This window comes from Lysobacter oryzae DSM 21044 (assembly GCF_059568595.1).
The window spans coordinates 150,495-175,422 of record NZ_JCANTQ010000013.1 but is presented as its reverse complement, the minus strand read 5'-3'; the positions used below and the strand labels follow the sequence as shown (position 1 = coordinate 175,422).

The 24,928-nt window shown below is 68.6% G+C and carries 24 protein-coding genes; 13 read left to right on the top strand and 11 right to left on the bottom strand.

Annotated features, from left to right (window positions below):
* Window positions 1–4 precede the first annotated feature (4 nt).
* The 11 genes from lpdA (at window position 5) to BP05_RS13005 (ending at window position 10,185) form a co-directional block, all read left to right on the top strand.
* Complete coding sequence (lpdA, locus tag BP05_RS13055) at window positions 5–1,828, top strand: dihydrolipoyl dehydrogenase (protein WP_496364149.1); 1,824 nt, start codon at window positions 5–7, stop codon at window positions 1,826–1,828.
* Between the two features lie 118 nt (window positions 1,829–1,946).
* The gene (locus tag BP05_RS13050) at window positions 1,947–2,648 is read left to right on the top strand and encodes an aspartate/glutamate racemase family protein (protein ID WP_496364147.1); all 702 of its coding nucleotides are present in this window, start codon (window positions 1,947–1,949) and stop codon (window positions 2,646–2,648) included.
* A gap of 356 nt (window positions 2,649–3,004) precedes the next feature.
* Complete coding sequence (locus tag BP05_RS13045; protein ID WP_496364145.1) at window positions 3,005–3,373, top strand: ATP synthase subunit I; 369 nt, start codon at window positions 3,005–3,007, stop codon at window positions 3,371–3,373.
* A 10-nt stretch (window positions 3,374–3,383) separates the two neighbouring features.
* On the top strand, window positions 3,384–4,217 hold the full coding sequence (gene atpB, locus BP05_RS13040) for a F0F1 ATP synthase subunit A (RefSeq protein ID WP_496364143.1): 834 nt from the start codon (window positions 3,384–3,386) through the stop codon (window positions 4,215–4,217).
* 64 nt (window positions 4,218–4,281) lie between these two features.
* Entirely contained in the window at window positions 4,282–4,557 is a 276-nt protein-coding gene (atpE, locus tag BP05_RS13035; RefSeq protein WP_187713084.1) for a F0F1 ATP synthase subunit C, read from the top strand.
* 113 nt (window positions 4,558–4,670) lie between these two features.
* On the top strand, window positions 4,671–5,129 hold the full coding sequence (locus tag BP05_RS13030; RefSeq protein WP_496364446.1) for a F0F1 ATP synthase subunit B: 459 nt from the start codon (window positions 4,671–4,673) through the stop codon (window positions 5,127–5,129).
* 5 nt (window positions 5,130–5,134) lie between these two features.
* On the top strand, window positions 5,135–5,662 hold the full coding sequence (locus tag BP05_RS13025; RefSeq protein ID WP_496364141.1) for a F0F1 ATP synthase subunit delta: 528 nt from the start codon (window positions 5,135–5,137) through the stop codon (window positions 5,660–5,662).
* Between the two features lie 51 nt (window positions 5,663–5,713).
* Entirely contained in the window at window positions 5,714–7,264 is a 1,551-nt protein-coding gene (atpA, locus tag BP05_RS13020) for a F0F1 ATP synthase subunit alpha (RefSeq protein WP_496364139.1), read from the top strand.
* A gap of 83 nt (window positions 7,265–7,347) precedes the next feature.
* The gene (gene atpG, locus BP05_RS13015; protein WP_496364137.1) at window positions 7,348–8,211 is read left to right on the top strand and encodes a F0F1 ATP synthase subunit gamma; all 864 of its coding nucleotides are present in this window, start codon (window positions 7,348–7,350) and stop codon (window positions 8,209–8,211) included.
* A gap of 55 nt (window positions 8,212–8,266) precedes the next feature.
* Window positions 8,267–9,667: a F0F1 ATP synthase subunit beta gene (gene atpD, locus BP05_RS13010; protein WP_496364135.1), complete on the top strand. Its 1,401-nt coding sequence runs from the start codon at window positions 8,267–8,269 to the stop codon at window positions 9,665–9,667.
* A gap of 95 nt (window positions 9,668–9,762) precedes the next feature.
* Window positions 9,763–10,185, top strand: coding sequence for a F0F1 ATP synthase subunit epsilon (locus BP05_RS13005; protein ID WP_496364133.1), 423 nt, complete (start codon window positions 9,763–9,765; stop codon window positions 10,183–10,185).
* Between the two features lie 94 nt (window positions 10,186–10,279).
* Here BP05_RS13005 and BP05_RS13000 read toward each other — a convergent pair whose 3' ends face one another.
* On the bottom strand, window positions 10,280–10,663 hold the full coding sequence (locus BP05_RS13000; protein WP_496364131.1) for a GtrA family protein: 384 nt from the start codon (window positions 10,661–10,663) through the stop codon (window positions 10,280–10,282).
* Entirely contained in the window at window positions 10,660–12,690 is a 2,031-nt protein-coding gene (locus tag BP05_RS12995) for a hypothetical protein (protein ID WP_496364129.1), read from the bottom strand. Before BP05_RS12995 ends, BP05_RS13000 begins: the two co-directional genes overlap by 4 nt.
* A gap of 58 nt (window positions 12,691–12,748) precedes the next feature.
* Between BP05_RS12995 and glmU the strand changes: the two genes are divergently transcribed.
* Entirely contained in the window at window positions 12,749–14,116 is a 1,368-nt protein-coding gene (glmU, locus tag BP05_RS12990; RefSeq protein ID WP_496364127.1) for a bifunctional UDP-N-acetylglucosamine diphosphorylase/glucosamine-1-phosphate N-acetyltransferase GlmU, read from the top strand.
* Window positions 14,117–14,243: 127 nt separating this feature from the next.
* Here the strand turns inward: glmU and BP05_RS12985 are convergent, their stop codons facing one another.
* The 9 genes from BP05_RS12985 to BP05_RS12945 all read right to left on the bottom strand — a co-directional run bounded on the left by BP05_RS12985 (window position 14,244) and on the right by BP05_RS12945 (window position 22,568).
* Window positions 14,244–15,563, bottom strand: coding sequence for a sensor histidine kinase (locus BP05_RS12985; protein ID WP_496364125.1), 1,320 nt, complete (start codon window positions 15,561–15,563; stop codon window positions 14,244–14,246).
* A gap of 28 nt (window positions 15,564–15,591) precedes the next feature.
* Window positions 15,592–16,935: a sigma-54-dependent transcriptional regulator gene (locus BP05_RS12980; protein ID WP_496364123.1), complete on the bottom strand. Its 1,344-nt coding sequence runs from the start codon at window positions 16,933–16,935 to the stop codon at window positions 15,592–15,594.
* Window positions 16,936–16,997: 62 nt separating this feature from the next.
* The gene (locus tag BP05_RS12975) at window positions 16,998–17,390 is read right to left on the bottom strand and encodes a PDZ domain-containing protein (RefSeq protein ID WP_496364121.1); all 393 of its coding nucleotides are present in this window, start codon (window positions 17,388–17,390) and stop codon (window positions 16,998–17,000) included.
* A 46-nt stretch (window positions 17,391–17,436) separates the two neighbouring features.
* Window positions 17,437–18,660, bottom strand: coding sequence for an ABC transporter permease (locus tag BP05_RS12970; protein ID WP_496364119.1), 1,224 nt, complete (start codon window positions 18,658–18,660; stop codon window positions 17,437–17,439).
* A 23-nt stretch (window positions 18,661–18,683) separates the two neighbouring features.
* Complete coding sequence (locus tag BP05_RS12965; protein WP_496364117.1) at window positions 18,684–19,997, bottom strand: ABC transporter permease; 1,314 nt, start codon at window positions 19,995–19,997, stop codon at window positions 18,684–18,686.
* 10 nt (window positions 19,998–20,007) lie between these two features.
* Window positions 20,008–20,730 (bottom strand): ABC transporter ATP-binding protein, encoded by a 723-nt coding sequence (locus tag BP05_RS12960; protein WP_496364115.1) that lies wholly within the window; start codon window positions 20,728–20,730, stop codon window positions 20,008–20,010.
* A gap of 43 nt (window positions 20,731–20,773) precedes the next feature.
* On the bottom strand, window positions 20,774–20,989 hold the full coding sequence (locus tag BP05_RS12955; RefSeq protein WP_496364113.1) for a hypothetical protein: 216 nt from the start codon (window positions 20,987–20,989) through the stop codon (window positions 20,774–20,776).
* 26 nt (window positions 20,990–21,015) lie between these two features.
* Entirely contained in the window at window positions 21,016–21,270 is a 255-nt protein-coding gene (locus BP05_RS12950) for a hypothetical protein (RefSeq protein ID WP_496364111.1), read from the bottom strand.
* 2 nt (window positions 21,271–21,272) lie between these two features.
* Window positions 21,273–22,568 (bottom strand): efflux RND transporter periplasmic adaptor subunit, encoded by a 1,296-nt coding sequence (locus BP05_RS12945; protein ID WP_496364109.1) that lies wholly within the window; start codon window positions 22,566–22,568, stop codon window positions 21,273–21,275.
* 259 nt (window positions 22,569–22,827) lie between these two features.
* On the opposite strand from BP05_RS12945, the gene glmS reads away from it, so the two are divergent.
* Complete coding sequence (gene glmS, locus BP05_RS12940) at window positions 22,828–24,669, top strand: glutamine--fructose-6-phosphate transaminase (isomerizing) (RefSeq protein ID WP_496364107.1); 1,842 nt, start codon at window positions 22,828–22,830, stop codon at window positions 24,667–24,669.
* Window positions 24,670–24,928 lie beyond the last annotated feature (259 nt).

Genomic DNA, 24,928 nt, shown 5'->3' with positions numbered 1-24,928 from the left:
GGCCATGGCCAACATCGAACTCAAGGTTCCCGACATCGGCGGTTACGACGACGTCCCGGTGATCGAAGTGCTCGTCGCAGTCGGCGACGTGGTGCAGAAGGACCAGGGCCTGGTCACGCTGGAGTCGGACAAGGCGACGATGGAGGTGCCGGCCGCGGCGTCCGGCAAGATCGTGGAGTTGAAGGTGAAGGTCGGCGACAAGCTGTCGGAAGGCAGCGTCGTCGCCATCCTGGAAACCGATGCCAACGCACCCGCGCCGACGCCCACAGCCGCGCCGGCGCCCGCTCCCGCACCGCAGGCGTCCGCGCCAACGAAAACGGCAACGACAACGCCGTCGCAGGCGACAGCGCCGGCGCCCGCGTCCTCCGCGCCGCAGGCCGCAGCGGCCAGCGGCCGCAAGGCCGACATCGAGTGCCGCATGCTCGTGCTCGGTTCGGGCCCCGGTGGCTACACCGCCGCGTTCCGTTCCGCCGATCTCGGCCTGGATACGGTGCTGGTCGAGCGTTATGCCTCGCTCGGCGGCGTCTGCCTCAACGTCGGCTGCATCCCGTCCAAGGCGTTGCTGCACGCGGCCGCGGTCGTCGACGAGGCCGCCCACGCCAGCGACTACGGCATCGATTTCGGCAAGCCCAAGATCAGCCTCGACAAGCTGCGCGAGTACAAGGACAAGGTCGTCGGCCAGCTCACCAAGGGCCTGGCCGGCATGTCCAAGCAGCGCAAGGTGCGCGTGGTCGAAGGCGTCGGCCGCTTCGTCTCGGCGAACGAGCTGGAAGTCGCCGGCAAGGCCGGCACACAGCTGATCCGTTTCGAGCAATGCATCATCGCGGCGGGCTCGCAGGCGGTGAAGCTGCCGGGCTTCCCGTGGGACGACAAGCGCGTGATGGATTCCACTGACGCGCTCGACCTGGCCGACGTGCCGAAGAAGCTGCTGGTGGTCGGTGGCGGCATCATCGGCCTGGAGATGGCGACGGTGTACCGCGCGCTGGGGTCGGAAGTCACCGTCGTCGAGTTCATGGACCAGCTGATGCCGGGCGCCGATCCGGACCTGGTCAAGCCGCTCGCCGATCGCCTGAAGAAACAGGGCGTCGCCGTGCACCTGCGCACCAAGGCCGCGGGTACCGAGGCGCAGAAAGGCGGCCTCAAGGTCTCGTTCGAAGGCGCCGAGGCGGGCAAGCCCGCGTCGATCGAGGCGCAGCTGTTCGATCGCGTGCTCGTCGCGGTGGGGCGCGCCCCCAACGGCGGCAAGATCGACGCCGCCAAGGCCGGCGTGAACGTCACCGACCGCGGCTTCATTCCGGTCGACCGGCAGATGCGCACCAACGTGCCGCACATCTTCGCCATCGGCGACATCGTCGGTAACCCGATGCTCGCGCACAAGGCGACCCATGAGGGCAAGCTCGCCGCGGAAGTGGCCGCCGGCGAGAAGAAGGAGTGGGTCGCGCGGGTGATCCCGTCGGTGGCCTACACCGATCCGGAGATCGCGTGGGTCGGCGTGACCGAGACCGAAGCCAAGGGGAAGGGCCTGAAGGTCGGCGTGGGCAAGTTCCCCTGGGCCGCATCGGGCCGCGCGATCGGCATCGGCCGCACCGAGGGCTTCACCAAGCTGGTGTTCGACGAGGCCACGCACCGCATCATCGGCGCCGGCATCGTGGGCGTGCATGCGGGCGACCTGATCGCCGAACTCGGCCTCGCCATCGAGATGGGCTGCGAGGTCCACGACATCGGCCATACCATCCATCCGCATCCGACCCTGAGCGAATCGGTCGGCATGGCGGCCGAGGTGTACGACGGCACGATCACCGACCTCTACCTGCCGAAGAAGAAATAGGCGCGCCGCAATCCGCGGTGCCGGTCCTGTTGCGGGCCGGCGCCTGCAACCCGGGCTGCGGAGGGGTGAGGTTCGCCGGCGCGCCGTATCCTGAGCGGCCTCGGAACGGAGCACCTGCATGCGCACCCTCGGCCTGCTCGGCGGCATGAGCTGGGAATCCACGCTGCCTTATTACCGCCTGCTCAACGAAGGCGTGCGCGCCCGCCTGGGTGGCCTGCATTCGGCGAAGCTCCTGCTCTACAGCGTCGATTTCGCCGAAATCGAAGCGCTGCAGCACCGGGGCGAATGGGACGCGGCGGGCGCGATGCTGGCGGATGCGGCTTCGCGCCTGCAGCGGGCCGGGGCGCAGGCGCTGCTCATCTGCACCAACACCATGCACCTGGTCGCGCCGCAGATCGAGGCGGCGACGTCGGTGCCGCTCCTGCACATCGCCGACGCGACGGCGCGGCGCATCCGTGCCGCCGGCCTGGCACGGGTGGGCCTGCTCGGTACGCGCTTCACCATGGAGCAGGCCTTCTACCGGGAGCGCCTGGAGCGCAACGGGCTGCAGGTGATCGTGCCCGACGCGCCGGCGCGCGATCGCATCCACGCGGTGATCTACGAGGAGCTGTGCCGCGGCGTGATCCGCGAGGAGTCGCGGGCCTTCTACCGAAGCGCGATCGGCGACCTGGTGGCGGCGGGGGCGCAGGGCATCGTGCTGGGCTGCACCGAGATCGGCCTGCTCGTGGCGCCGGCGGACGCCGTCGTACCGCTGTTCGATACCACCCGCATCCACGCCGAGGACGCGGTCGCGTGGGCGCTGGCCGAAGCGCCGGAATAACCCGATCCCGGCGAGCGCGATTCCGCGCGGAGCGGAAAAGACGAAGCCCCGGCCTCGGAACCAGGGCTTCGCAGGCCTGCGACGGATCGACGAGGAAGGAGCAGGCCTATGGGGTCCGACCCGGGGGCTAGGCGAAGGTTCCATGAATGCGCGGCCGCGGTTCGCTCGTCACTTTTGCCCTGATTTCAGGCGATTCCAGCGCCGGCCGGTCGGCGCGGGCCCCGGGCGCCGACCGGCCGGCCCCGGCTTTTCGCGGTTGCCGCGGAAAAGTTCCCACTGCTATACTTTTGCGGCTTCGCAGGGCGCTTTTCTGCCCCATTTGTCCACCCCAACGCTCTCCGTATGGAGCCTGCCGCGTGTCGAATCCAATCGCCGCGGGCCGGCGGCTGGCGCAGCGAGCGATCGCCTGGCAGGCCGTCGCCACCGTGCTGGTGGTGCTGGCCTTCCTCGCCAAGGGACTGCCCTGGATGCTGGCCGCATTGGTCGGCGGCGGCGCGGTCACCCTGGCGGCCTGGCTCTCGGCGCTGGTGGCACTGGGTGGAGGGGTAAGTCCGGCGGGCGTCGCGTTCGCGCGGCTGTTGATGGGGATGGCGTTGAAGTGGCTGCTGGTGCTGGTCGCAATCGTGATCGCACTGGGGCTGTTCCGCCTCCCTGGAATACCCCTGATGGCCGGCGTTATCGCGGCCACGCTGGCCCTGGTGCTGGCCAATTCGATCAGACGATAGGTGTCGTTTCGTGAGTGAATCTAGTGGCGGCGGTTTGACCGGATACATCCAGCACCACCTGACCCACAATCAGGCGGTTCATGGCGCCCCGGCCGATCCTTCCAATTTCAACTGGGACTCCTGGGCTGTCGCCCTGGCGCTCGGCCTGCTGTTCGTCCTGTGGTTCGGCCGCGCCGCGCGCAAGGCGACCGCAGGCGTTCCCAGCAAGGGCCAGGCCTTCGTCGAACTGATCGTCGAATTCGTCGATGGCCAGGTGCGTGACACCTTCCACGGCGACCGGCGCTCGGTCACGCCGCTGGCGCTCACCATCTTCATGTGGATCGTGTTCATGAACACCATGGACCTGATCCCGCTCGACCTGCCCGGCATGCTCATCACCCTGGTCGGTGGTGAAGAGGCCGCACACCACACCTTCTTCCGCGTCGTTCCGACCGCCGATCTCAACACCACGCTCGGCATCTCGTCGTCCGTCTTCCTGATCCTGATCGGCCACGCCTGGTCGGCCAAGGGCGGCATGGGCTTCGGCAAGGAACTGCTGACCGCGCCGTTCCACGCGCACGGCTTCGGCGCGATCGTGCTGGCCCCGGTCAACCTGGTGATGAACATCATCGAGTGGCTGGTGAAGCCGATTTCGCTGGCGATGCGACTGTTCGGCAACATGTACGGCGGCGAGCTCGTGTTCATGCTCATCGCCGGCCTGATGACCGGCTGGGTGACCTTCCTGCCGGGCGTCATCGCCAACGCGGCGTGGGGCATCTTCCACATCCTGATCATCCTGCTGCAGGCCTTCATCTTCATGATCCTCACCGTCGTCTACATCGCCGGTGCGCGCGAAGGCCACTGACGCATTCCGCAATTCGCTTTTCCCTTCCACCGCTACACCCCTTAGACAATCGCTGGAGAACACCATGGAATTCATCGCTCACGTGCAGGGCCTGACCGCCGTCGCCATCGGCATCATCATCGGCCTCGGCGCCCTCGGCGCGTGCCTCGGCATCGCCATCATGGGTTCGAAGTTCCTCGAATCCGCCGCGCGCCAGCCGGAGCTGATCCCGGTGCTGCAGGGCCGCATGTTCCTGCTGGCCGGCCTGATCGACGCGGCGTTCATCATCGGCCTCGCCGTGGCCCTGTTCTTCGGCATCGCCAACCCGCTGCTGAGCGCGCTGCAGAACGCTGCCGCCTAAGCAGGCTCGACGTGCCGCGCTCCCATGGGGCGCGGCGCGGAAGCAACTCCCCGGCGCGGTCCCGATCGTGCCGGTCTGAAGAAATCCCTCGAGGACGCGTCGTGAATATCAACATGACTTTCTTCGGCCAGATGCTTTCCTTCGCGATCCTTGTCTGGTTCACGATGAAGTTCATCTGGCCGCCGCTGAATGCGGCGCTCGAAGAACGCCAAAAGAAAATCGCCGAAGGTCTGGCCGCGGCTGACAACAGCCAGCGCGCACTCGCGCAGGCGCAGGAAACCGCTGAAGGTGAACTGCGTACGGCTCGCGCCAAGGCCAACGAGATCATCGAGCAGGCCCACCAGCGCGCCAACCAGATCATCGATCAGGCCAAGAACGACGCGATCGCCGAAGCCACCCGCCAGAAGGCCGTGGCCGAAGCCGAGATCGTCGCCGCCGCCAACCGCGCCAAGGAAGACCTGCGCAAGCAGGTGTCGACCCTGGCCGTGACCGGTGCCGAGAAGCTGCTGCGCCGTGAGATCGACGCCAACGCCCACAAGGCGCTGCTCGACGAACTCGCCGCCGAGATCTGAGACCGATGAGCCAGGCCCTCACCCTCGCACGTCCCTACGCCCGCGCCGCCTTCGGCATCGCGCGGGACGCGGGCGACTACGCGTCGTGGTCGAACGCGCTCGCGTTCGCCGCGCGTGTCGCCGCCGACCCGCGGGTCGCCGAACTCCTCGGCAGCCCGCGCCTGGACAACGCCGACGCCGTCTCGCTGCTCGCCATCGATGGCGCCGGCGACTCGCTGCGCAACTTCCTCGCCCTGCTGGCGGACAACCGCCGCCTCGCGCTGCTGCCGGAAATCGCCGGCCTGTTCGAGGAACTGCGCGCGGAAGCCGAGCGCGTGGTCAAGGCGCGCGTCACCTCCGCGACCGCGCTGGGCGACGGCGAGCTCGAGGGCATCAAGGCCGCGCTGAAGAAGCGCTTCGGCCGCGACGTGCAGGTCGAGACCGCGGTCGACGCCTCGCTGATCGGCGGCGCCGTGATCGATGCGGGCGACGTGGTGATCGACGGCTCGCTCAAGGGCAAGCTCGGCCGCCTGCAGTCCGCGCTGACCAACTAACGAAATTCTTTGCAAACGTCGGTGGCAACGCCGGCACATAGGGAACCACCCATGGCTACCACGCAGCTCAACCCGTCCGAAATCAGCGAACTGATCAAGACCCGCATCGAGAAGGTCAAGCTGGCCGCCGAGGCGCGCAACGAAGGCACCGTCACCTCGGTGTCCGACGGCATCGTGCGCATCCACGGCCTCGCCGACGTGATGCAGGGCGAAATGATCGAACTCCCCAACGCCACCTACGCGCTGGCGCTGAACCTGGAGCGCGACTCGGTCGGCGCCGTGGTCCTGGGCGATTACGAGCACCTGCGCGAAGGCGACACCGCCAAGACCACCGGCCGCATCCTCGAAGTGCCGACCGGCCCGGAACTGCTCGGCCGCGTCGTCAACGCGCTGGGCGAGGCGATCGACGGCAAGGGTCCGATCGACGCCAAGGTCTCGGCTCCGGTCGAAACCATCGCCCCGGGCGTGATCTGGCGCAAGTCGGTCGACCAGCCCGTGCAGACCGGCTACAAGTCGGTCGACTCGATGATCCCGATCGGCCGTGGCCAGCGCGAGCTGATCATCGGCGACCGCCAGACCGGCAAGACCGCGATGGCCATCGACGCCATCATCAACCAGAAGCACTCGGGCATTAAGTGCATCTACGTCGCGATCGGCCAGAAGAACTCGACCATCGCCAACATCGTGCGCAAGCTCGAAGAGCACGGCGCGATGGCCTACACCACCGTGGTCGCCGCCTCGGCTTCGGAATCGGCCGCGATGCAGTACATCGCCGCCTACTCGGGCTGCACCATGGGCGAGTACTTCCGCGACCGCGGTGAAGACGCGCTGATCATCTACGACGACCTGTCCAAGCAAGCCGTGGCCTACCGCCAGATCTCGCTGCTGCTGCGCCGTCCGCCGGGTCGAGAAGCCTACCCGGGCGACGTGTTCTACCTGCACTCCCGCCTGCTCGAGCGCGCCGCGCGCGTGTCCGAGGAGTACGTCGAGAAGTTCACCAACGGTGCGGTGAAGGGCAAGACCGGTTCGCTGACCGCGCTGCCGATCATCGAAACCCAGGCCGGCGACGTCTCGGCGTTCGTGCCGACCAACGTGATCTCGATCACCGATGGCCAGATCTTCCTGGAAACCGACCTGTTCAACGCCGGCATCCGCCCGGCCGTGAACGCCGGTATCTCGGTGTCGCGCGTCGGTGGCGCCGCCCAGACCAAGATCATCAAGAAGCTGTCGGGCGGCATCCGCATCGCGCTCGCCCAGTACCGTGAGCTCGCCGCGTTCGCGCAGTTCGCCTCGGACCTGGACGAAGCCACCCGCAAGCAGCTCGAGCGCGGCCAGCGCGTCACCGAGCTGATGAAGCAGAAGCAGTACGCGCCGATGTCGATCGCCGAACAGGCGCTGTCGATCTACGCCGTCGACAAGGGCTACATGGACGACGTCGCCGTCGCCAAGATCGGTGCCTTCGAAGCGGCCCTGCACGCGCACTTCGCCAACACCCAGGGCGCGCTGATGGGCGACATCGCCAAGTCGGGCAACTGGAACGACGACATCGAGGCCACCTTCAAGAAGGGCATCGAAGAGTTCAAGGCCACGGGCACCTGGTAATGGCAACCGGTGGGCCGGTGCCCACCGCTGCAACGAGCTGAATCGAAACGGCGGGCAATCAGCCCGCCCTACCGAGAAGAAAGATGGCAGGCGGACGCGAAATCAAAACCAAGATCAAGAGCGTGCAGAACACCCGCAAGGTGACGCGCGCGCTCGAGATGGTCTCGGCCTCCAAGATCCGCAAGGCGCAGGATCGGATGAAGTCGTCGCGCCCGTACGCGCGCGCGATGAAGCAGGTGATCGGCCACCTCGCCCAGGCGAACACCGACTACCAGCATCCGTACCTGGTCGAGCGCAAGGAAACCAAGCGCGTCGGCTACCTGATCGTGTCGTCCGACCGCGGCCTGGCCGGCGGCCTCAACAACAACATGTTCCGCAAGCTGCTGGGCGAGATCCGCAAGTGGCAGGAACAGGGCGTCGAAGTCGACGTCGTCACCATCGGCCAGAAGGCCTCGGTGTTCTTCCGCCGGGTCAAGGTCGGCATGCTCGCCTCGGTCACGCACCTGGGCGACACGCCGCGGCTGGAACAGCTGGTCGGCGTGATCAAGGCCATGACCGACGCCTACACCGAGGGCAAGGTCGACAAGGTGTTCCTGGCCTACAACGACTTCGTCAACACGATGGTCCAGCGTGCGACGTTCGACCAGCTGCTGCCGGTGCCGCCGGCGGAAGCGCAGGTCGCGCACCACGATTGGGACTACATCTACGAGCCGAACGAGAAGACCGTGCTCGACCACGTGCTGACCCGCTACATCGAGTCGGTCGTGTACCAGGCGGTGCTGGAAAACCTCGCCTCCGAGCATGCCGCGCGCATGGTCGCGATGAAGTCGGCGTCGGACAACGCCACCAAGCTGATCGGCACCCTGCAACTGGTCTACAACAAGGCCCGTCAGGCGGCGATCACCCAGGAAATCTCCGAAATCGTCGGGGGCGCGGCCGCGGTCTGAGCGACTGCACGCGCCACCACACCAGCAATTCAAGAGTTATCAAGAGGCTATGGCAATGAACCAGGGCAAGATCGTTCAGATCATCGGCGCGGTCGTCGACGTCGAGTTCCCGCGCGAGAGCGTGCCGAAGGTGTACGACGCACTCAAGGTGCAGAACACCGACATCACGCTGGAAGTGCAGCAGCAGCTCGGCGACGGCGTCGTGCGCACGATCGCCCTCGGTTCGACCGACGGCCTCAAGCGCAACCTGATTGCCGACAACACCGGCAAGGCGATCTCGGTGCCGGTCGGCGCCGGTACGCTCGGCCGCATCATGGACGTGCTCGGCAACCCGATCGACGAAGCCGGTCCGGTCAAGGCCGACACCGCATGGGAAATCCACCGCGCCGCGCCGTCGTACGAAGACCAGTCCTCGGCCAACGAGCTGCTGGAAACCGGCATCAAGGTCATCGACCTGATGTGCCCGTTCGCCAAGGGCGGCAAGGTCGGCCTGTTCGGCGGCGCCGGCGTGGGCAAGACCGTCAACATGATGGAACTCATCAACAACATCGCCAAGGCACACGCGGGTCTGTCCGTGTTCGCCGGCGTGGGCGAGCGTACCCGCGAGGGCAACGACTTCTACCACGAGATGAAGGACTCCAACGTCCTCGACAAGGTGGCGATGGTGTACGGCCAGATGAACGAGCCGCCGGGCAACCGCCTGCGCGTCGCGCTGACCGGCCTGACCATGGCCGAGTACTTCCGCGACGAGAAGGACGCGTCGGGCAAGGGCAAGGACGTGCTGCTGTTCGTCGACAACATCTACCGCTACACCCTGGCCGGTACCGAAGTGTCGGCGCTGCTCGGCCGCATGCCGTCGGCGGTGGGTTACCAGCCGACCCTGGCCGAGGAAATGGGCGTCCTGCAGGAACGCATCACCTCGACCAAGACCGGTTCGATCACCTCGATCCAGGCCGTGTACGTGCCCGCGGACGACCTGACCGACCCGTCGCCGGCGACCACCTTCGCCCACCTCGACGCCACCGTCGTGCTGTCGCGCCAGATCGCCTCGCTGGGTATCTACCCGGCCGTGGACCCGCTCGACTCGACCTCGCGCCAGCTCGATCCGAACGTGATCGGCAACGAGCACTACGACACCGCGCGCCGCGTGCAGTCGACCCTGCAGAAGTACAAGGAACTGAAGGACATCATCGCGATCCTGGGCATGGACGAGCTGTCGGAAGAAGACAAGCTGGCCGTGGCCCGCGCGCGCAAGATCGAGCGCTTCTTCTCGCAGCCGTTCCACGTCGCCGAAGTGTTCACCGGCTCGCCGGGCAAGTACGTGTCGCTGAAGGACACGATCCGCGGCTTCAAGGGCATCTGCGACGGCGAATACGACCACCTGCCGGAGCAGGCGTTCTACATGGTCGGTTCGATCGAAGAAGCGGTCGAGAAGGCCAAGAAGATCGCTGCCTAAAGCGCGACGGCGCAGGGCGGGCGCAAGCCCGCCTTGCGGAAGCACCAAGGCAACACGCAAGGCGGGCCTGGGCCCGCCCTACGAAAGAGAGACACATGAGCACCTTCCGTTGCGACATCGTCAGCGCCGAAGACGAAATCTTCCACGGTGAAGCCGAACTCCTGGTCGCGACCGGCGAACTGGGCGAGCTCGGCATCGCGCCGCGCCACGCGCCGCTGATCACGCGCCTGAAGCCGGGCAAGGTCGTGGTGACCCTGCCGGGCGGCGAGCAGCTCGACTTCGCCGTCTCCGGTGGCATCCTCGAAGTGCAGCCGCAGGTCGTGACCGTACTGGCCGACACCGCGATCCGCGCCCAGGACATCGACGAAGCCGCGGTCCGCAAGGCCAAGGAAGAAGCCGAGCGCATCCTCGCCAAGAAGGATCCGAAGATGAGCGCGCAGGAGGCCGAAGCCCAGCTCGCCATGAGCCTGGCGCAGCTGCAGGCGCTGGAGCGCCTGCGCAAGAACATGAAGCACTGAAGCGACCCCGGTCGCGACGCGAAAACGCCGGCCCCGTGCCGGCGTTCTTGTTTGTGCCGATCCGGCTTGCGCCGGTACCGCGTCGCAGCTCGTGTCAGCGCCGGTACACCCAGTGCCGCGAAACGGTGAAGCTCATCGCCGCGAGCACGAGTTCGACCGCGGGCTTCGCCAGCCACGCCCAGCGCAGCCCGGCCGTGTTCTCCACCGTGCCGACCGTCCAGGTGCTCAATGCGGTCATGACCAGCCACAGCAGCACGAAGCGCTGCAGCTGGCGGCGCCCGGGCGGGCCGGCCTCGTTGGCGAAGGTGATGCGGCCGTTGAGCCAGAAGCCGAGCACCGCGCCACTCACCCGGCCGGCGACGTTGGCGAGTTCCACCGACAGGCCGAAATGGCTCAGCGTCACCATCACGCCCCAGTCCACGACGTACTGCAGCATGCCGATCGCCATGTAGTGGCTGCCCTGGCGCAGCAGGCTCATCGCTGGGCCTCTTGCGGAATGCGCCACCACTGGAGGTCGCCTTGCGCCTGTCGCGGAGCGGCTCCAAGCCGCGCGAGCGCCGCCTGCTGAGCCGGTGCGAGCAGCGTGGGCCGCACCAGTACCTCGGTGATGCCCTCGCGACGAAGCAATGCCATCCATTCCTCGCCACTGGCGTCCGCATCGGCCGCCTGCGCGGCGCGCTGCAGCAAGCGGTCGTAGCCGGAGACGCTGCGGCCCCGCATCCCGAGTTCGGCCACGTACGGCCGCGCGGGATCGAGCGCCAGGACGCTGCCGTGCGGCGTGCCGCGCAACGCCGCGATCAGGTTGCGCTCCGGCACGCGCTCGGCGAACACCGGGGCATCGCCGCCGCCCGCGAGCACGGTCGCCTTCAGCGCGCCGACGCGCAGCAGCCAGAACGCGTTGGCCTGGAAGGCGAGGTTCAATGCGCACACGCCCGCGCACAGCCAGGCGGCGCGCCTCGCATCGGTGCGGAACGCCGCCACGGTCAGTGGCGCCAGCAGCAGCACCAATGCCGGAAAGACATAGCGCAGGTACTGCATCGGCCACAGCGGAACCACCAGCAGGGCGGTCGCGGCGAGCGCGGTTGCCGCCGTACCGCGCCGCATCAGGGCCAGCAACCAGGCGCCGGCGAGCGCGACGAGGACGAAGCCGCCGCCGCCGGGGAACGCTTCCAGGTAACGATCGGTGTGGAACGTCAGGTTCCAGGGCAGCGCCGCGTCGAAACCGGCATGCCAACGCACGTCATCGAAATTGACCGGGTCGAAGTAGGGCGACTGGAACCACGCGTTGAACAGCGGCAGGAACGGGTTGTGCGCGACCTGCCAGGCATAGGCGTAACTGGCGCCACCGATCGCCATGACGATCACCCAGACGAGCGCGGCGGCGCGCAGCGAAGGCAGGCGACGGTGCCGCCATAGCGCCCACGGCAACAACAGCAGCGCGAGCAGCGCGGCCGCAAGTTTCAGCGCCAGCAGCCCGCCCAACAGCAGGGCTGCTAGCCACAACCGGCGCGAACTCTGCGCGCCGGCATCCAGGATCGTCCATGCCAGCCACACCAGCAGCGCCGCGGTCGGCGTCTCGGTCTGCATGCCGCCGGCCAGCGCAGCGGTCAGGGGCAGGCTGGCGTACAGCGCGACGGCGAACCAGGCCGCGCGGGCGCTGCCGTGCAGCGCGATGACGATGCGCCACAGGCCTGCCGCCGTCAGCGCGATCCACAAGGCGTTGAGCGCGCCGCGCGCCTCGCCACCGGCGAGCAACTGCGCCACCGCCTGCAGCACATCGCCGGCCCACGGCGCCAGCGACCACACGTGCAGGGCCGGATCCAGCGGATAGCGGTGCGCTTGCATGAGCTGCCACGGCAGGCGCAGGTGGTAGACGACATCGTCCGCCTGCATCGTCGGCAGCCAGCAGCCCGTGCTCGCCAGCCCCAGCACCAGTACCGCGAATGCCGATGCGCGTGGCGCGGCCGCGACTGCGTCGCGCCAGCCCGCCGCGGCACCGTGCCAGCTGGCGCGAAGCACGCGCCAGCGCCAGGCGATCGCCGCGGCGCATGCCAGCAGATATACCGCCCGATAGTGAATGGGCAGCGGCAGCAGCCAGCCGAGCACGCCGGCGACCAGCGCCACGCCCGCGGCCGCGCGTAATGCCACGGGCGCATCGCGATCCACCACGCTGCCCAGGGCGAGGGCGGCCGCACCCAGCAGCGCCACGGCCACGGCGGGCAGCGCGCCGGCGAACAGGATAAGCGCCGCCAGCCAGGCGAGCGCAAGCCCGCTTGCCATGCGCCAGCGCCCCGCACGCCGCAACAGCGCCGCCAGCGCCAGGCTCGCCAGCGTAAGCAACAGCAGTTCCGCGAACCGGCCGCCGTGCCACTGCGCGGCGATGCCGGTGGTGGCCAGGCCCGCGGCGCACAGCGGCACGCCGAGCCACAGCAGGCCGCGCTCCCACGGACGGGCCGCAGGCATGCCGGCACAGGCGGCCGCGGAAAGCGATGCATCGACAGTCATCGCGGCATGCTATCAGTGCGTCCTAAAATGCCGGCAGGTCCCATTGCACGGAATTCCCATGTCGGCTGCCCTGCACGTCATCATCCTCGCCGCCGGCGAGGGCAAGCGCATGAAATCGAGCCTGCCCAAGGTCCTGCAGAAGATCGCGGGCCGGCCGATGCTCGCGCACGTGATCGACAGTGCACGCGCGCTGCAGCCGGCCGGGATCCACGTCGTGTATGGCCATCGCGGCGAAGCGGTGCGCGCGGCATTCGCCGACCAGTCCGACCTGCTGTGGGCGGAACAGGAGCAACAGCTCGGCACCGGCCACGCCGTGCAGCAGGCGATGCCCAACGTGCCGATCGATGCGCGCGTGCTGGTGCTGTACGGCGACGTGCCGCTGATCACCCCGGCAACGCTGCAGCGGCTGTTGGCCGCGCCCGGGCGCATCGCGGTGCTGGTGGCCGACCTCGAGGATCCCACCGGCTACGGCCGCGTGCTGCGCGATCCCGAAGGCCGCGTCGGCCGCATCGTCGAGCACAAGGACGCCGACGAGGACCAGCGCGAGATCAAGACCGTCAACACCGGCATCATCGTGGCCGACGGCGAGCCGCTGCGGCGCTGGCTCGAGCACCTGCGCAGCGACAACGCGCAGGGCGAGTACTACCTCACCGACGTGTTCGCTTCGGCGTCGACCGAGTTCGACGCGGCCGAGATGGTGCATGTCGTCGATCCGATCGAAACCGAAGGCGCCAACGACCCGTGGCAGCTGGCCCAGCTCGAGCGCGCCTTCCAGAAGCGGGCGGCGCGTGCCTTGTGCCTGCAGGGTGCGCGCGTGACCGATCCGGCGCGCCTGGACATCCGCGGCCGGGTCAGCGTCGGCATGGACGTGGAGATCGATGCCGACGTGGTCTTCGAAGGCGAAGTGAAGCTCGCCGACGGCGTGCGCATCGGTCCCTTCTGCCGGCTCAAGGACGTGACCCTGGGACCGGGCACGGAATTGCGCGCGCACTGCGACCTCGACGGCGTGGTCGTCGAAGGCGCGGCGCTGATCGGTCCGTTCGCGCGCCTGCGCCCCGGCACGGTGCTCGCCGACGGCGTGCACATCGGCAACTTCGTCGAGACCAAGAACGCACGCCTCGGCGTGTCGAGCAAGGCCAACCACCTGGCCTACCTCGGCGACGCGGCGATCGGCAGCGGCGTCAATGTCGGCGCCGGTACCATCACCTGCAACTACGACGGCGTGAACAAGTCGACCACGACGATCGAGGACGGCGCCTTCATCGGCTCGAACTCCTCGCTGGTCGCGCCGGTGACGATCGGCCGCAACGCGACGATTGGCGCGGGTTCGGTGATCACCAAGGATGCACCGGCCGACAAGCTCAGCATCGCGCGTGGCAAGCAGCTTTCGGTCGACGGCTGGCAACGGCCGATGAAGAAGCCGTAGGCTGGGTTGGCTTCATCAACCCAGCGGTCACTCAATGTCCCGCGGATGCTGGGTTGGTGAAGCCAACCGAGCAACCCAGCGGTCATTGAACATCCCACGGATGCTGGGTTGGTGAAGCCAACCCAGCCTACGTCGGCAACACCAGCGACACGCACAGCCCGCCACCCTCGCGGTTGAGCAGGGCGATGCGGCCGCCGTGGGCCTCGGCGATCTCGCGCGCCAGCGCCAGGCCCAGGCCGGTGCCGTGGCGCTTGGTCGAATAGAAGGGCAGCAGCGCATTGGCGAGCACCGCTTCGTTCATGCCGCTGCCGCGGTCGAGCACGTCGACGCGCCAGGCTTCCGGCAGGCGCCGCAGCGACAAGGTGACGTCTTCCGGTTTGGAGCCCGATTCGTGCGCGTTCTTCAGCAGGTTGATCAGCGCCTGCTCCAGTTGCGCGATGTCGATGCGCGCGATGGCGTCGGGCGATTCCGGGCCGTCGTAGGCGAAATCCACCTGCGCCCGCAGTTGCGCGACGAAGCGCGGCCACGGCACCGATTCCAGGCGTGGCGAGGGCATCTTGGCGAAGCGCGCGTAGTCGCGGATGAAACCTTCCAGATGGCGCGCCCGCTCCTCGATGGTGGCCAGCGCGGTCGGCAGGCGTTCCAGCTGGCCGCGGCGCAGCAGCTCGGCGCCAGAGTGGGCCAGCGAGGCGATCGGCGCCAGCGAGTTGTTGAGCTCGTGGCTGATCACCCGGATCACCTTCTTCCAGGTCTGCACTTCCTGGCGGCGCAGCTCCGCGGTGAGCTGGCGCAGCAGCACCAGCTCGTGGCGGCGGCCGTTGAGGCGGAAGTGGCGGCGGGCGAGGTGGTAGATGTCTTCGTTGTCGATGTCACCGACGGTGAACATGCCGTCGCCGCCGCGCTCGAATGCCTCGCGCATCGCATCGGGCGCCTGCGCCATGATCTCGTCGAAGGCGCGGCCCTCCAGGCGCTTGCCATCGCCCAGTAGCTTGCGCGCGGCGATGTTGCCCAGGACGATGCGGCGCGACGAATCGACCAGCAGCATCGCCACCGGCGTGTTCTGCACCATCGTGTCGAGCAGCAGCTCGCGCTGCACCAACGCCAGGCGCTGTTCGCGCAGCGCGTCGCCCAGTTCGTTGTGGCTGGCGACGAGCTGGCCGAGGTCGCCACCGCCGCGCCACGACAGGCCGAAGGCGAAGTCACCATCGCGATAGCTCGCCACGGTGCCGGCCAGGGCGCGGAACAGCGAATTCATCGGCGCGAACGCGCGGCGCACGTGATAGACCAGCAGCGGCAGCAGCACGGCGACGGCGACGGCGCCGGACAGCCACGGGTTGCCGGTCCAACGCACCATCAGCAGCGCGATCGCCGCCGCCAGCGCCATGTACACCAGCGCGATCGCGGCGAACACAACGCTCAGCGGCAGGCGCTGCAGCCAGCGGTTCATGGCAGTGCTGCCCGCGGGTGCGCCGCGCTCATGGCCGGTCGATGCCCAGCCGTTCGAGCCGGCGGTACAGCGCCTGCCGCGACAGGCCCAGGTCGCTCGCGGCCTGCGCGAGCACGCCGCCGGCGCGCGCGAGCGCCGCTTCGATCGTGGCGCGATCGGGCTCGTCGCCGCCATTGCCGGCGGCGACCGCGCGCGCGGGCACGGGCAGGCCGAGATCGCCGACGCCGATCTTCTCGCCGCGCGCGAGCAGCGAGGCGCGCTGGATGGTGTTGCGCAGTTCGCGCACGTTGCCGGGCCACGCGTGCGCAAGCAACGCGTGCTCGGCCTCGGCGTCGAGTTGCTTGCCTGCCGGAAGGAAGTGGCGGGCGAGCGGCAGGATGTCGTCGCCGCGCTGCGCCAGCGGCGGCAGCCGCACCTCGATCGCGTTGAGGCGGTAGTACAGGTCCTCGCGGAACTGGCCCGCCGCGATCAGCGCCGGCAGGTCGGCATTGGTGGCGCTGATCACGCGCACCTTGACCGTGCGTTCGCGGTTGCCGCCGAGCCGCTCGAAGCGGCCCGTCTCGAGTACGCGCAGCAGCTTGACCTGCCCGGCCAGCGGCAGCGTGCCGATCTCGTCGAGGAACAGCGTGCCGCCATCGGCGGCCTCGAACTTGCCTTCGCGCGCGCGGTTGGCGCCGGTGTAGGCGCCGGCCTCGGCGCCGAACAGTTCGGCCTCGATCAGTTCGCCCGGCAGCGCGCCGCAGTTGAGGGCGACGAAGGGGCCGTTCTTCACCGACGAGTTGGCGTGGATGATCTCGGCGTACTTCTCCTTGCCCGCGCCGTTGGGTCCGACCAGCAGCACCGGCAGGTCCGAGCGCGCGACCTGGCACGCGAGCGACAGTGCGGCTTCGCTGGCGGGGTCGGCGTACACCAGTCCGCGCAGGTCGAATTCGCGCTCCAGCGCGTCGCGGCGGCGACGGCCGCTGGTGCGGTGGCGCGCCAGTTCCTGCTTCGCCTGCGACAGTTCGAGCAGGTTGTTCACCGTGGCCAGCAGCTTGCGGTCGTCCCAAGGCTTGGCGAGGTAGTCGGCGGCGCCGGCCTTCACCAGGTCCACCGCGGATTCCAGGTGCGTCCAGGCGGTGAGCAGGATCACCGGCAGGTCCGGGTGCGCGGCGCGGATGCGTGCGAACAGTTCCACGCCTTCCTCGCCCGAGGTGGTGTCGGCATGGAAGTTCATGTCCTGCACGACCAGGTCGAAGGGCTCGCGGGCGAGCAGCGCAAGCCCATCGGCCGGGGTGGTGACCGCACGCGTGTCGATGTCGTGCAGCGAGAACAGGGTCTCGAGCGCGGTGGCGACGGAAGGGTTGTCGTCGATGACGAGGACGGTCGGCATGCAGGCGGTCGGTAGCGTGGACAGTGTGGGCTCGCGCCCATCATCGCAAAAACGGAACGAGGTCAGTGCCGCGGCGGTGCCGGTGGCGCCGGCGGCGGCGTCGGCAACAGCGTGCGCAGTTCGGCGACGCCCCAGCGCAGCAAACGCTGCTTGCCGTTGCGTTGCACCTGCAGCGTGGCGATGGTGCCGCGGTGCCGTTCGAGTGCCGCCATCAGGGCGCCAAGGCTGCGCACCGGCTGCGCATCGACGGCCACGATCAGGTCGCCGGCCTGCAGGCCGAACAGCGGTGCCGGCGAGGCCTGCGTTACTTCGACACCGGTGCCGCTGCCGTGGTCCTGCATCGACAGCGCGCGGCCGTTATCGCGCCACGCGTACGCGGCGTCGTCGTGCCCGGCCGCGCCGGCGGCGCACGCAACCAACAGCAGCAGGGGAAGGAACCGCGATGCCAATGCCATGTCGTGCTCCCGGAAAGGGACGGCGCCATTGCGGCGCCGTCGCAGGTCAGACCGTGCGGGTGGCCACCGCCGGCGGTACCGCCGCGGCGCGGCGTGCCGGCCCCAGCACCGATAGCTGTCCCAGCGCCCACAGCACCAGCGCACCGACCGGCAAGTACAGCGCGGGCAGGCGTGGCAGTTCGTAGGAGCTCATCAGCAACTGGTTGATGCCGTATGCGCCGATCATGCCGATCACGATGCCGACCGTGGCGAGCAGGAAGTTCTCGGTCTGGAAGTAGCGCAGGATCTGCCCACGCGTGGCGCCCAGCGCGCGACGCACGCCGATCTGCTTGGTGCGCTGCTGCACCCAGAAGCTGGCCAGGCCGACGATGCCCAGTGCCGTCACCACCAGCAACGCGATGCACACCGCGATCAGCAGCCACACCATCGACTGGTCCTGCTGGAAGAACTCGTCGCGGTACTGCTCCTGCGTCTTGTGGTCCAGGATGATGCGGTTGGGGCCGTTCTTCTCCAGCACCTTCACGGCATCCTTGAGCACGCGCTCGCGCTGCTCCGGCGTGGTGCGCAGGACGTAGTAGCCGCCGTTGTCGTAGGGGATGCGCACGGGCAGCACGATGGACAACTGGGGCAGCATGTCCTTGGGGCCGAAGTAGGGGCGTACCAGCGTGTCGACCACGCCCACCACGGTGACCGGTTTGTTGTCGCCGAAGTAGAACGTCTGTCCGACCGCGTTCTTGCCCGGATAGAGCTTGTCGGCGACCGCCTTGGAGATGATCGCCGTGCCCGAGCCGGCGTCCTCGAAGCCCTTGCCCGCGTCGAAGTCGCTGTATTCGTCCGGGTTGAACGTGCGTCCGGCCACCAGTTTCACGCCAAGGGACTGCAGCAGTTCGCCGCTGTCCATGTAGGTGGTGGCGTTGAGCGTCGACTCGGTCTGTTCCGGGCTCAGGGTGACGCCGCTGTTCCAGGACGAGTTGCCGAACGGCACTTCGTTGGTGGACGCCGCGGCGCTGACGCCCGGTATGGCGCGCAGCGCGGCGAGGTCTTCGCGGGTCAGCGCGGCCGCGTTCTGGTTGGTGCCGATGCCGGTGAGGTTGATGATCACCGCTTCGCGCTCGGCCACGCCGCTGGGCATGTCGATGCGGGCGATGCGCTCGCGGATCAGGAACACGGCGTTGCAGATGATCGCGCAGCTGAGCGCGATCTCGAGCACGATCAGGGCGGCGGCGGTCTTGTGCCGGCGCAGCGTCGAGAGGATGGGGCGGAGTTCCATGGCAGGCCTCGATTCGATGTGAATCATTGGGTCTTAAGCTGGATGGCGGGCGTGACCTGGCACGCGCGCCAGGCGGGCAGGGCGCCGGCGAACAGGCTGGCGACCAGCGCGAGCACGAAGGTGGTCGCGAGCATCGCCGGGTCGAGGTGGGCGAGCGCGGCATGTTCCACCGGTTGCTGGCGCACGGCCCACAGGCCGAGCACGGCCAGCCCCAGGCCCAGCACGCCGCCGACCAGGCCGACCGAGACCGCCTCGATCAGGCACTGGGCGAAGATCGCGCCACGCGAGGCGCCGAGTGCGCGGCGCACGCCGATCTCGGCGGAGCGGCGCATGAACTTCGCCAGCAGCAGGCCCACGGTGTTGAGCAGGCACACCAGCAGGAAGCCGAAGGCGAGCCACATCTGCAGGTTGACGTCGTCCGGCACCACCTTTTCGTGGCGCAGGAAGCCCATCAGGTCGCGCAACTGCACGTTGTTCGGGCGCTGGAAGCGGCCGGCCGCGCGCTGCTGCCCGGAGTAGTTCTCCAGGAACGCCCGGTACGCCTGCGCCTTCTGCGGCGTATCCAGCTGCACCCATAACTGCATCCACACGCACGGCGCGCCGACGTCGGTCGGGCTGACGCCATCGACGCGGTTGTCGTAGCAGTTCATGTTGCCGCTGCGGCCGAGGTCGAGTTCACGCGAGGTGCTGAAGGGCAGGAACACCTGCTCGGCCTCGCCGTAGCCGTGGCGGCTGGTGTTGAGGTCGTAGAACTTCGGCACGGGGCGCCACGTGTCGAGCACGCCGACCACGCGGAAGTCGGTGCCGTCCAGGCGCAGGGTCTTGCCGACGCTGTTGCCGCCGCCGAACACCTTCTCGTTGAGCGCCTTGGCGATCACCACGTCGCGTGCGCGGCCCTCGTCGGCCGCGGCGTTCCAACCGCTGCCGTAGAGGAAGGGCACGTCGAACATCGGGAAGAAGTCGGCGCTGGTGTAGCGGGCATCCGCGGCGAACGGCAGCAGGTCGGTGCGCTGCGGCTGCACCGCGACGCCACCGCCGGTCATCAGGGCCTGGCGGTCGCCGCGCCTGGCCTTGAGCAGGGCTTCGGCATCCAGGCGGGTGAGCTGTCCCGGCGGGTCCTCGCCCGGGCGGAACTCCTCGTTGGTGCGCGGATCGATCTGCGGATAGAACAGCGTCTGGCTCTTGCCCGGCAGCGGATCGCCGGACAGCACGTGGTAGACGGTGAGCGTGGTCATCGCCGCGCCGATGCCCAGCGCGATCGCCAGCACCATCAGTGCGGTCAGCACCTTGTTGCGCTTGAAGCTGCGCAGGGCGAGGTTGAAGTAGTAGCCGATCATGGGCGCGGCCTCAGTTCGATTCGATGGTGGCGGCCAGGTCGCGGGCGCGCAGCAGGCTCGACTCCACCGAGATATCGGTCGCCATGCCGTCGACGATGTGCACGTTGCGTTGCGCGCGGGCGGCCAGCTCGGGGTCGTGGGTGACCATGACGATGGTGGTGCCGGCGGCGTTGATCTCCTCCAGCAGTTCCATCACGCCGCGCGCCATCTGCGAGTCGAGGTTGCCGGTGGGTTCGTCGGCGAGCAGCAGGCGCGGCGTGCCGGCGAGCGCGCGCGCGATCGCCGCGCGCTGCTGCTGGCCGCCGGAGAGTTCGGCCGGGTAGTGCTTCATGCGCGAGCCCAGGCCGACCTGCGCCAGCGCCTTCTCGATCCGCTGCTTGCGCTCGGCCGCGGCGAAGCCGCGATAGCGCAGCGGCACGTCGACGTTGTCGAACAGGTTGAGATCAGGGATCAGGTTGAAGCTCTGGAAGATGAAACCGATCTTCTGGTTGCGCAGCCGGCTGCGCGCGTCGTCCGCCAGTCCGCGCACGTCCTGGCCGTCGAGCAGGTAGGTGCCGCCGGTGAATTCCTCGAGCAGGCCGGCGATGTTGAGGAACGTGGTCTTGCCCGAGCCGGACGGGCCGGTGACGGCGACGAACTCGCCCTCGCGCACGTGCAGGTCGAGCGAACGCAGGGCATGGGTTTCGACGAGCTCGGTGCGGTAGACCTTGGTGACGGCTTGCATGTGCAGCATGGCGGGTTCCTCGTTGTCTGTCTGAAGGGGTCGAAAGCGCGCGTCAGCGCACGCGGAAGGCGGACAGGTCGGCGCGGCGGCGCCAGTCGAACGCCCACGGCGAGAGCGCCAGACCATTGGCCGCGGCATTGCCGGCGCCGAAATCCAGCAGCGCCGGCGTGATCAGGTCGGACAGCCGCTGCGGAACGGCATCGGCCAGGTCCTGCGACGACCATTGCGGCAGCGGTGACTGCGTGGAAGGGGACTTGCGGGTGTTCATGAGGGTTCTCCGATGAGGGGCGCGGTTCAGCGCACGCGGACGAAAGCGGGAAGTTCGGCGCCGGCCAGGTAGCGGCGGCGCCAGGCGCGCGGGGCGGGCATCGCGAACGGGCTGTTGGCGGCGGCCTCGGCGGGCGCGAATGCGACCAGCCCCAGGGTGAGGCGCTCGGACAGCTTCAGCGGGATGGCATCGGCCAGATCCAGCGCGGACCACGTGCGCGGAAACCCGTGCTGCGGGTAAGCCGAGTTGCCGCGCGTCGCAGACTTGTTGATCGGGCTCATGATCATTCTCCAGTGATGCGGACTTTGTCGGATTCGCCGAAGCCGTCGGCGCCGGACACCACAATGCGGTCGCCTTCCTGCACGCCGCCGAGGATCTCGACCGCGCCCAGGCTGCTCGCGCCGGTGCGGACGGGCCGCTTGACCGCGCTGCTGCCGTCCATCACGTAGGCGCTGTTGCCGCCACCCTGTTCGAGGAACGGGCCGCGTTCGACCATCAGCACGTTGCGGCGCGTGTCGAGCAGGATGCGCACGCTCATGCGCTGGTTCTGGCGCAGGCCCGGCGGCTGCTGCTGCTTGAAGCGCAGGCGGCCGGTGACTTCGCCGTTCACCACTTCCGGCGACACCGCCGAGATTTCCGCGTCCAGCGTGCCGGTCGGGCCGGTAACCTGCGCCGGCATGCCGATGGCGAGGTCGCGCGCGAAGCTCTCGGGCACCTTGATCTCGACCTCGAACACGCCCAGGTCGACGACGCTCAGGACCGCGGCGTTGATTGCGACGTTCTGGCGCTGCGCCACCATCACCTGGCCGACCTGGCCATCGAACGGCGCGCGCAGGGTGAGCGCGTCGACCTGGCGCTGCAGTTCCTTCACCACCGCGCGCTGGCGGTCGGCGAGCAGGCGCTTGTTGCGCATGTCGAGGCCGGCGCCCTGGCCGAGCAGGCCGAAATCGTTGCGCGCACTGGCGAGGCCGAGGTCGGCCTTCTTCAGCGTGTCCTGCGCGCGCGCCACGTCGATCTGCGCCACCGCGCCGCCCTCAAAGGCGCGCTGGTTGCGCTCGAGGTCGCGCTGCGCGGCGAGGCGGTCGATCTGCGCCTGGTCGAGCAGCTTGCGCGCGGTCGAACGCGTGATCTGCGCGTCGAGCACGGCGCGGCTGGCTTCGGCTTCCAGGCCGGCCAGCGTCGCCTGCTCCTGCGCCAGCTTGCTGCGCAGTTCGGGGCTGTCGATCTCGGCGAGCGGCTGGTCCTTCTTGACCTTGTCGCCGGCCACGACCTGCAGGGTCACGGTGCCGCCGGCGATCGCGTACAGGGTCGGGCTGTTGGCCGCGATCACCCGGCCGTCGGCGGAGATGTCGCGGACCAGGTCGCCGCGGGTGACCGGCGCGATGCGCAGGCGCGAGGCGTCGAACGAACGCGCGCCGGCGGTCCAGCCCGCGAGCAGCCAGCCGACGACGATCACCAGTGCGGCGACCCCGGCGCCGGCGAACAGCACCCGGCGCTTGCGCGGCGAGGACGTGCGGGCGGCAGCGGCGTTGTCGCCGTGAATGGGCCGATCCTGGGCGGAGGTGTCGCGGATGCTCATGGGGCGTCTGCAGGAAGAAGAGGACTACCCTCTGTTAAGCAGATCGCGTGCCAATCTCAGATCATTGATTTGTAAGGAGTTTGTCGCAGTGTCCGGGTGTCCGCACGGACACCGCCATGTCCGCGCGGACAGCGGGCGGCGGCTTGGCCGAGACCGGATCGACTCCATGAATGCGTTGGCTGTGATGCAACGCCGGCCGCGGGGTGACTGCGGTGCTGGCGCTAAACTGCCTGCCTTCTCCAGCGGACTCCCCCAGCCTATGTGCGGCATTGTTGGTGCAATCGCGAATCGCGACGTCGTTCCGGTCCTGATCGAAGGCCTCAAGCGCCTGGAATACCGCGGCTACGACTCCGCCGGCATCGCCGTCGTCGACGGCGAGGGCGCGGCCAGCGACGTGCGCCGCGTGCGCCGCACCGGCCGTGTCGCGGAGATGGAAAGCGCCGCCGAAGCCGAGCGTTTCAGCGCCCGCCTCGGCATTGGCCACACCCGCTGGGCCACCCACGGCGGCGTGACCGAAGCCAACGCCCACCCGCACATCAGCCACGGCGTCGCGCTGGTGCACAACGGCATCATCGAGAACCACGAGGAGCAGCGCGAGCGCCTGCGCCAGCTCGGCTACGAATTCGAATCGCAGACCGACACCGAGGTCATCGCGCACCTCATCCACCACCACCTCAAGGGCGGCGACGACCTGCTCAGCGCGCTGCAGCACACGGTGCGCGAACTGCACGGCGCCTACGCCCTGGCGGTGGTGAGCCGGAAGGAGCCGGGCCGACTGGTCGCCGCGCGCATGGGCTGCCCGTTGCTGGTCGGACTGGGCGAAGGCGAGAACTTCGTCGCCAGCGACGTGTCCGCGATCGTGCAGGCCACGCGCCGGGTGATCTTCCTCGAGGAAGGCGACACCGCCGAAATCACCCGGGACTCGGTGCGCATCTTCGACGGCGACGGCCAGGCGATCGAACGCGACGTGCATGTCTCCGACGTGTCGCTCGCCTCGCTGGAGCTCGGCCCGTACCGCCACTTCATGCAGAAGGAAATCCACGAGCAGCCCCGCGCCATCGCCGACACGATCGAGGCGGTGATGGACAACGGCGGCTTCTCGCCGGAACTGTTCGGCAAGGACGCGGAAAGCGTGCTGGCCGACATCGAGGGCGTGCAGATCATCGCCTGCGGCACCAGTTCGTACGCCGGCATGACCGCGCGCTACTGGATCGAGGCGATCACCGGCCTGCCGTGCGCGGTCGACATCGCCAGCGAATACCGCTACCGCAGCGTGGTGGCCAATCCGAAGCAGCTGATCGTCACCATCTCGCAGTCGGGCGAAACCCTCGACACGATGGAAGCGCTCAAGTACGCCAAGTCGCTCGGCCACGACCGCACGCTGTCGATCTGCAACGTGCCCGAGAGCGCGATCCCGCGCGCCAGCCGCCTCGTCTACTACACCCGCGCCGGCGCCGAGATCGGCGTGGCTTCCACCAAGGCCTTCACCACCCAGCTGGTCGCGCTGTTCACCCTGACCTGCACGCTGGCCAAGCTGCGCGGCCGCCTGGATGCGCAGCAGGAAGCCGAGTACCTGGAAGCCCTGCGCCAGCTGCCGGGCAGCGTGCAGCACGCGCTCAACCTGGAGCCGCAGATCGTCGTCTGGTCCGATCGTTTCGCGCCCAAGCAGCACGCGCTGTTCCTGGGCCGCGGCATGCACTATCCGATCGCCCTGGAAGGCGCGCTCAAGCTCAAGGAAATCTCCTACATCCACGCCGAGGCCTACCCGGCCGGCGAACTCAAGCACGGCCCGCTCGCGCTGGTCGACAGCGAGATGCCGGTGGTGGTGATCGCTCCCAACGACTCGCTGCTGGAGAAGGTGAAGTCGAACATCCAGGAAGTGCGCGCGCGCGGCGGCGAGATGTTCGTGTTCGCCGATGCCGACAGCCAGTTCGGCGAATCCGAACAGGTTCACGTGATCCGCACCCCGCGCCACGTCGGCGTGCTGTCGCCGATCGTGCACGCGATCCCGGTGCAGCTGCTGGCCTACCACGCCGCCTTGGCGCGCGGCACCGACGTCGACAAGCCGCGCAATCTGGCCAAGTCGGTGACGGTGGAGTAAGCGCTCCGCAGGCACGCAAGAACGAGCCCGGGATTCCCGGGCTTTTTTGCATCGAACGCGCGCGAGCGCTCAGTCGTCCGCGGCGGCGTCGGGGGCGTCGAACAGCTCGCCGAGGGCGTCGGGATCTTCGCGCTCGCTTTCGACCGCGTGCGTGGTGGTGGTCACCGGCCCGGCCGCGGGCCGGTTGCGCGGTGGCGGCGTCGGCGGCGAGGATCAGCTCGTAGGCGAGCCTTAACCGGCTCAGCCATATCCCGATCGC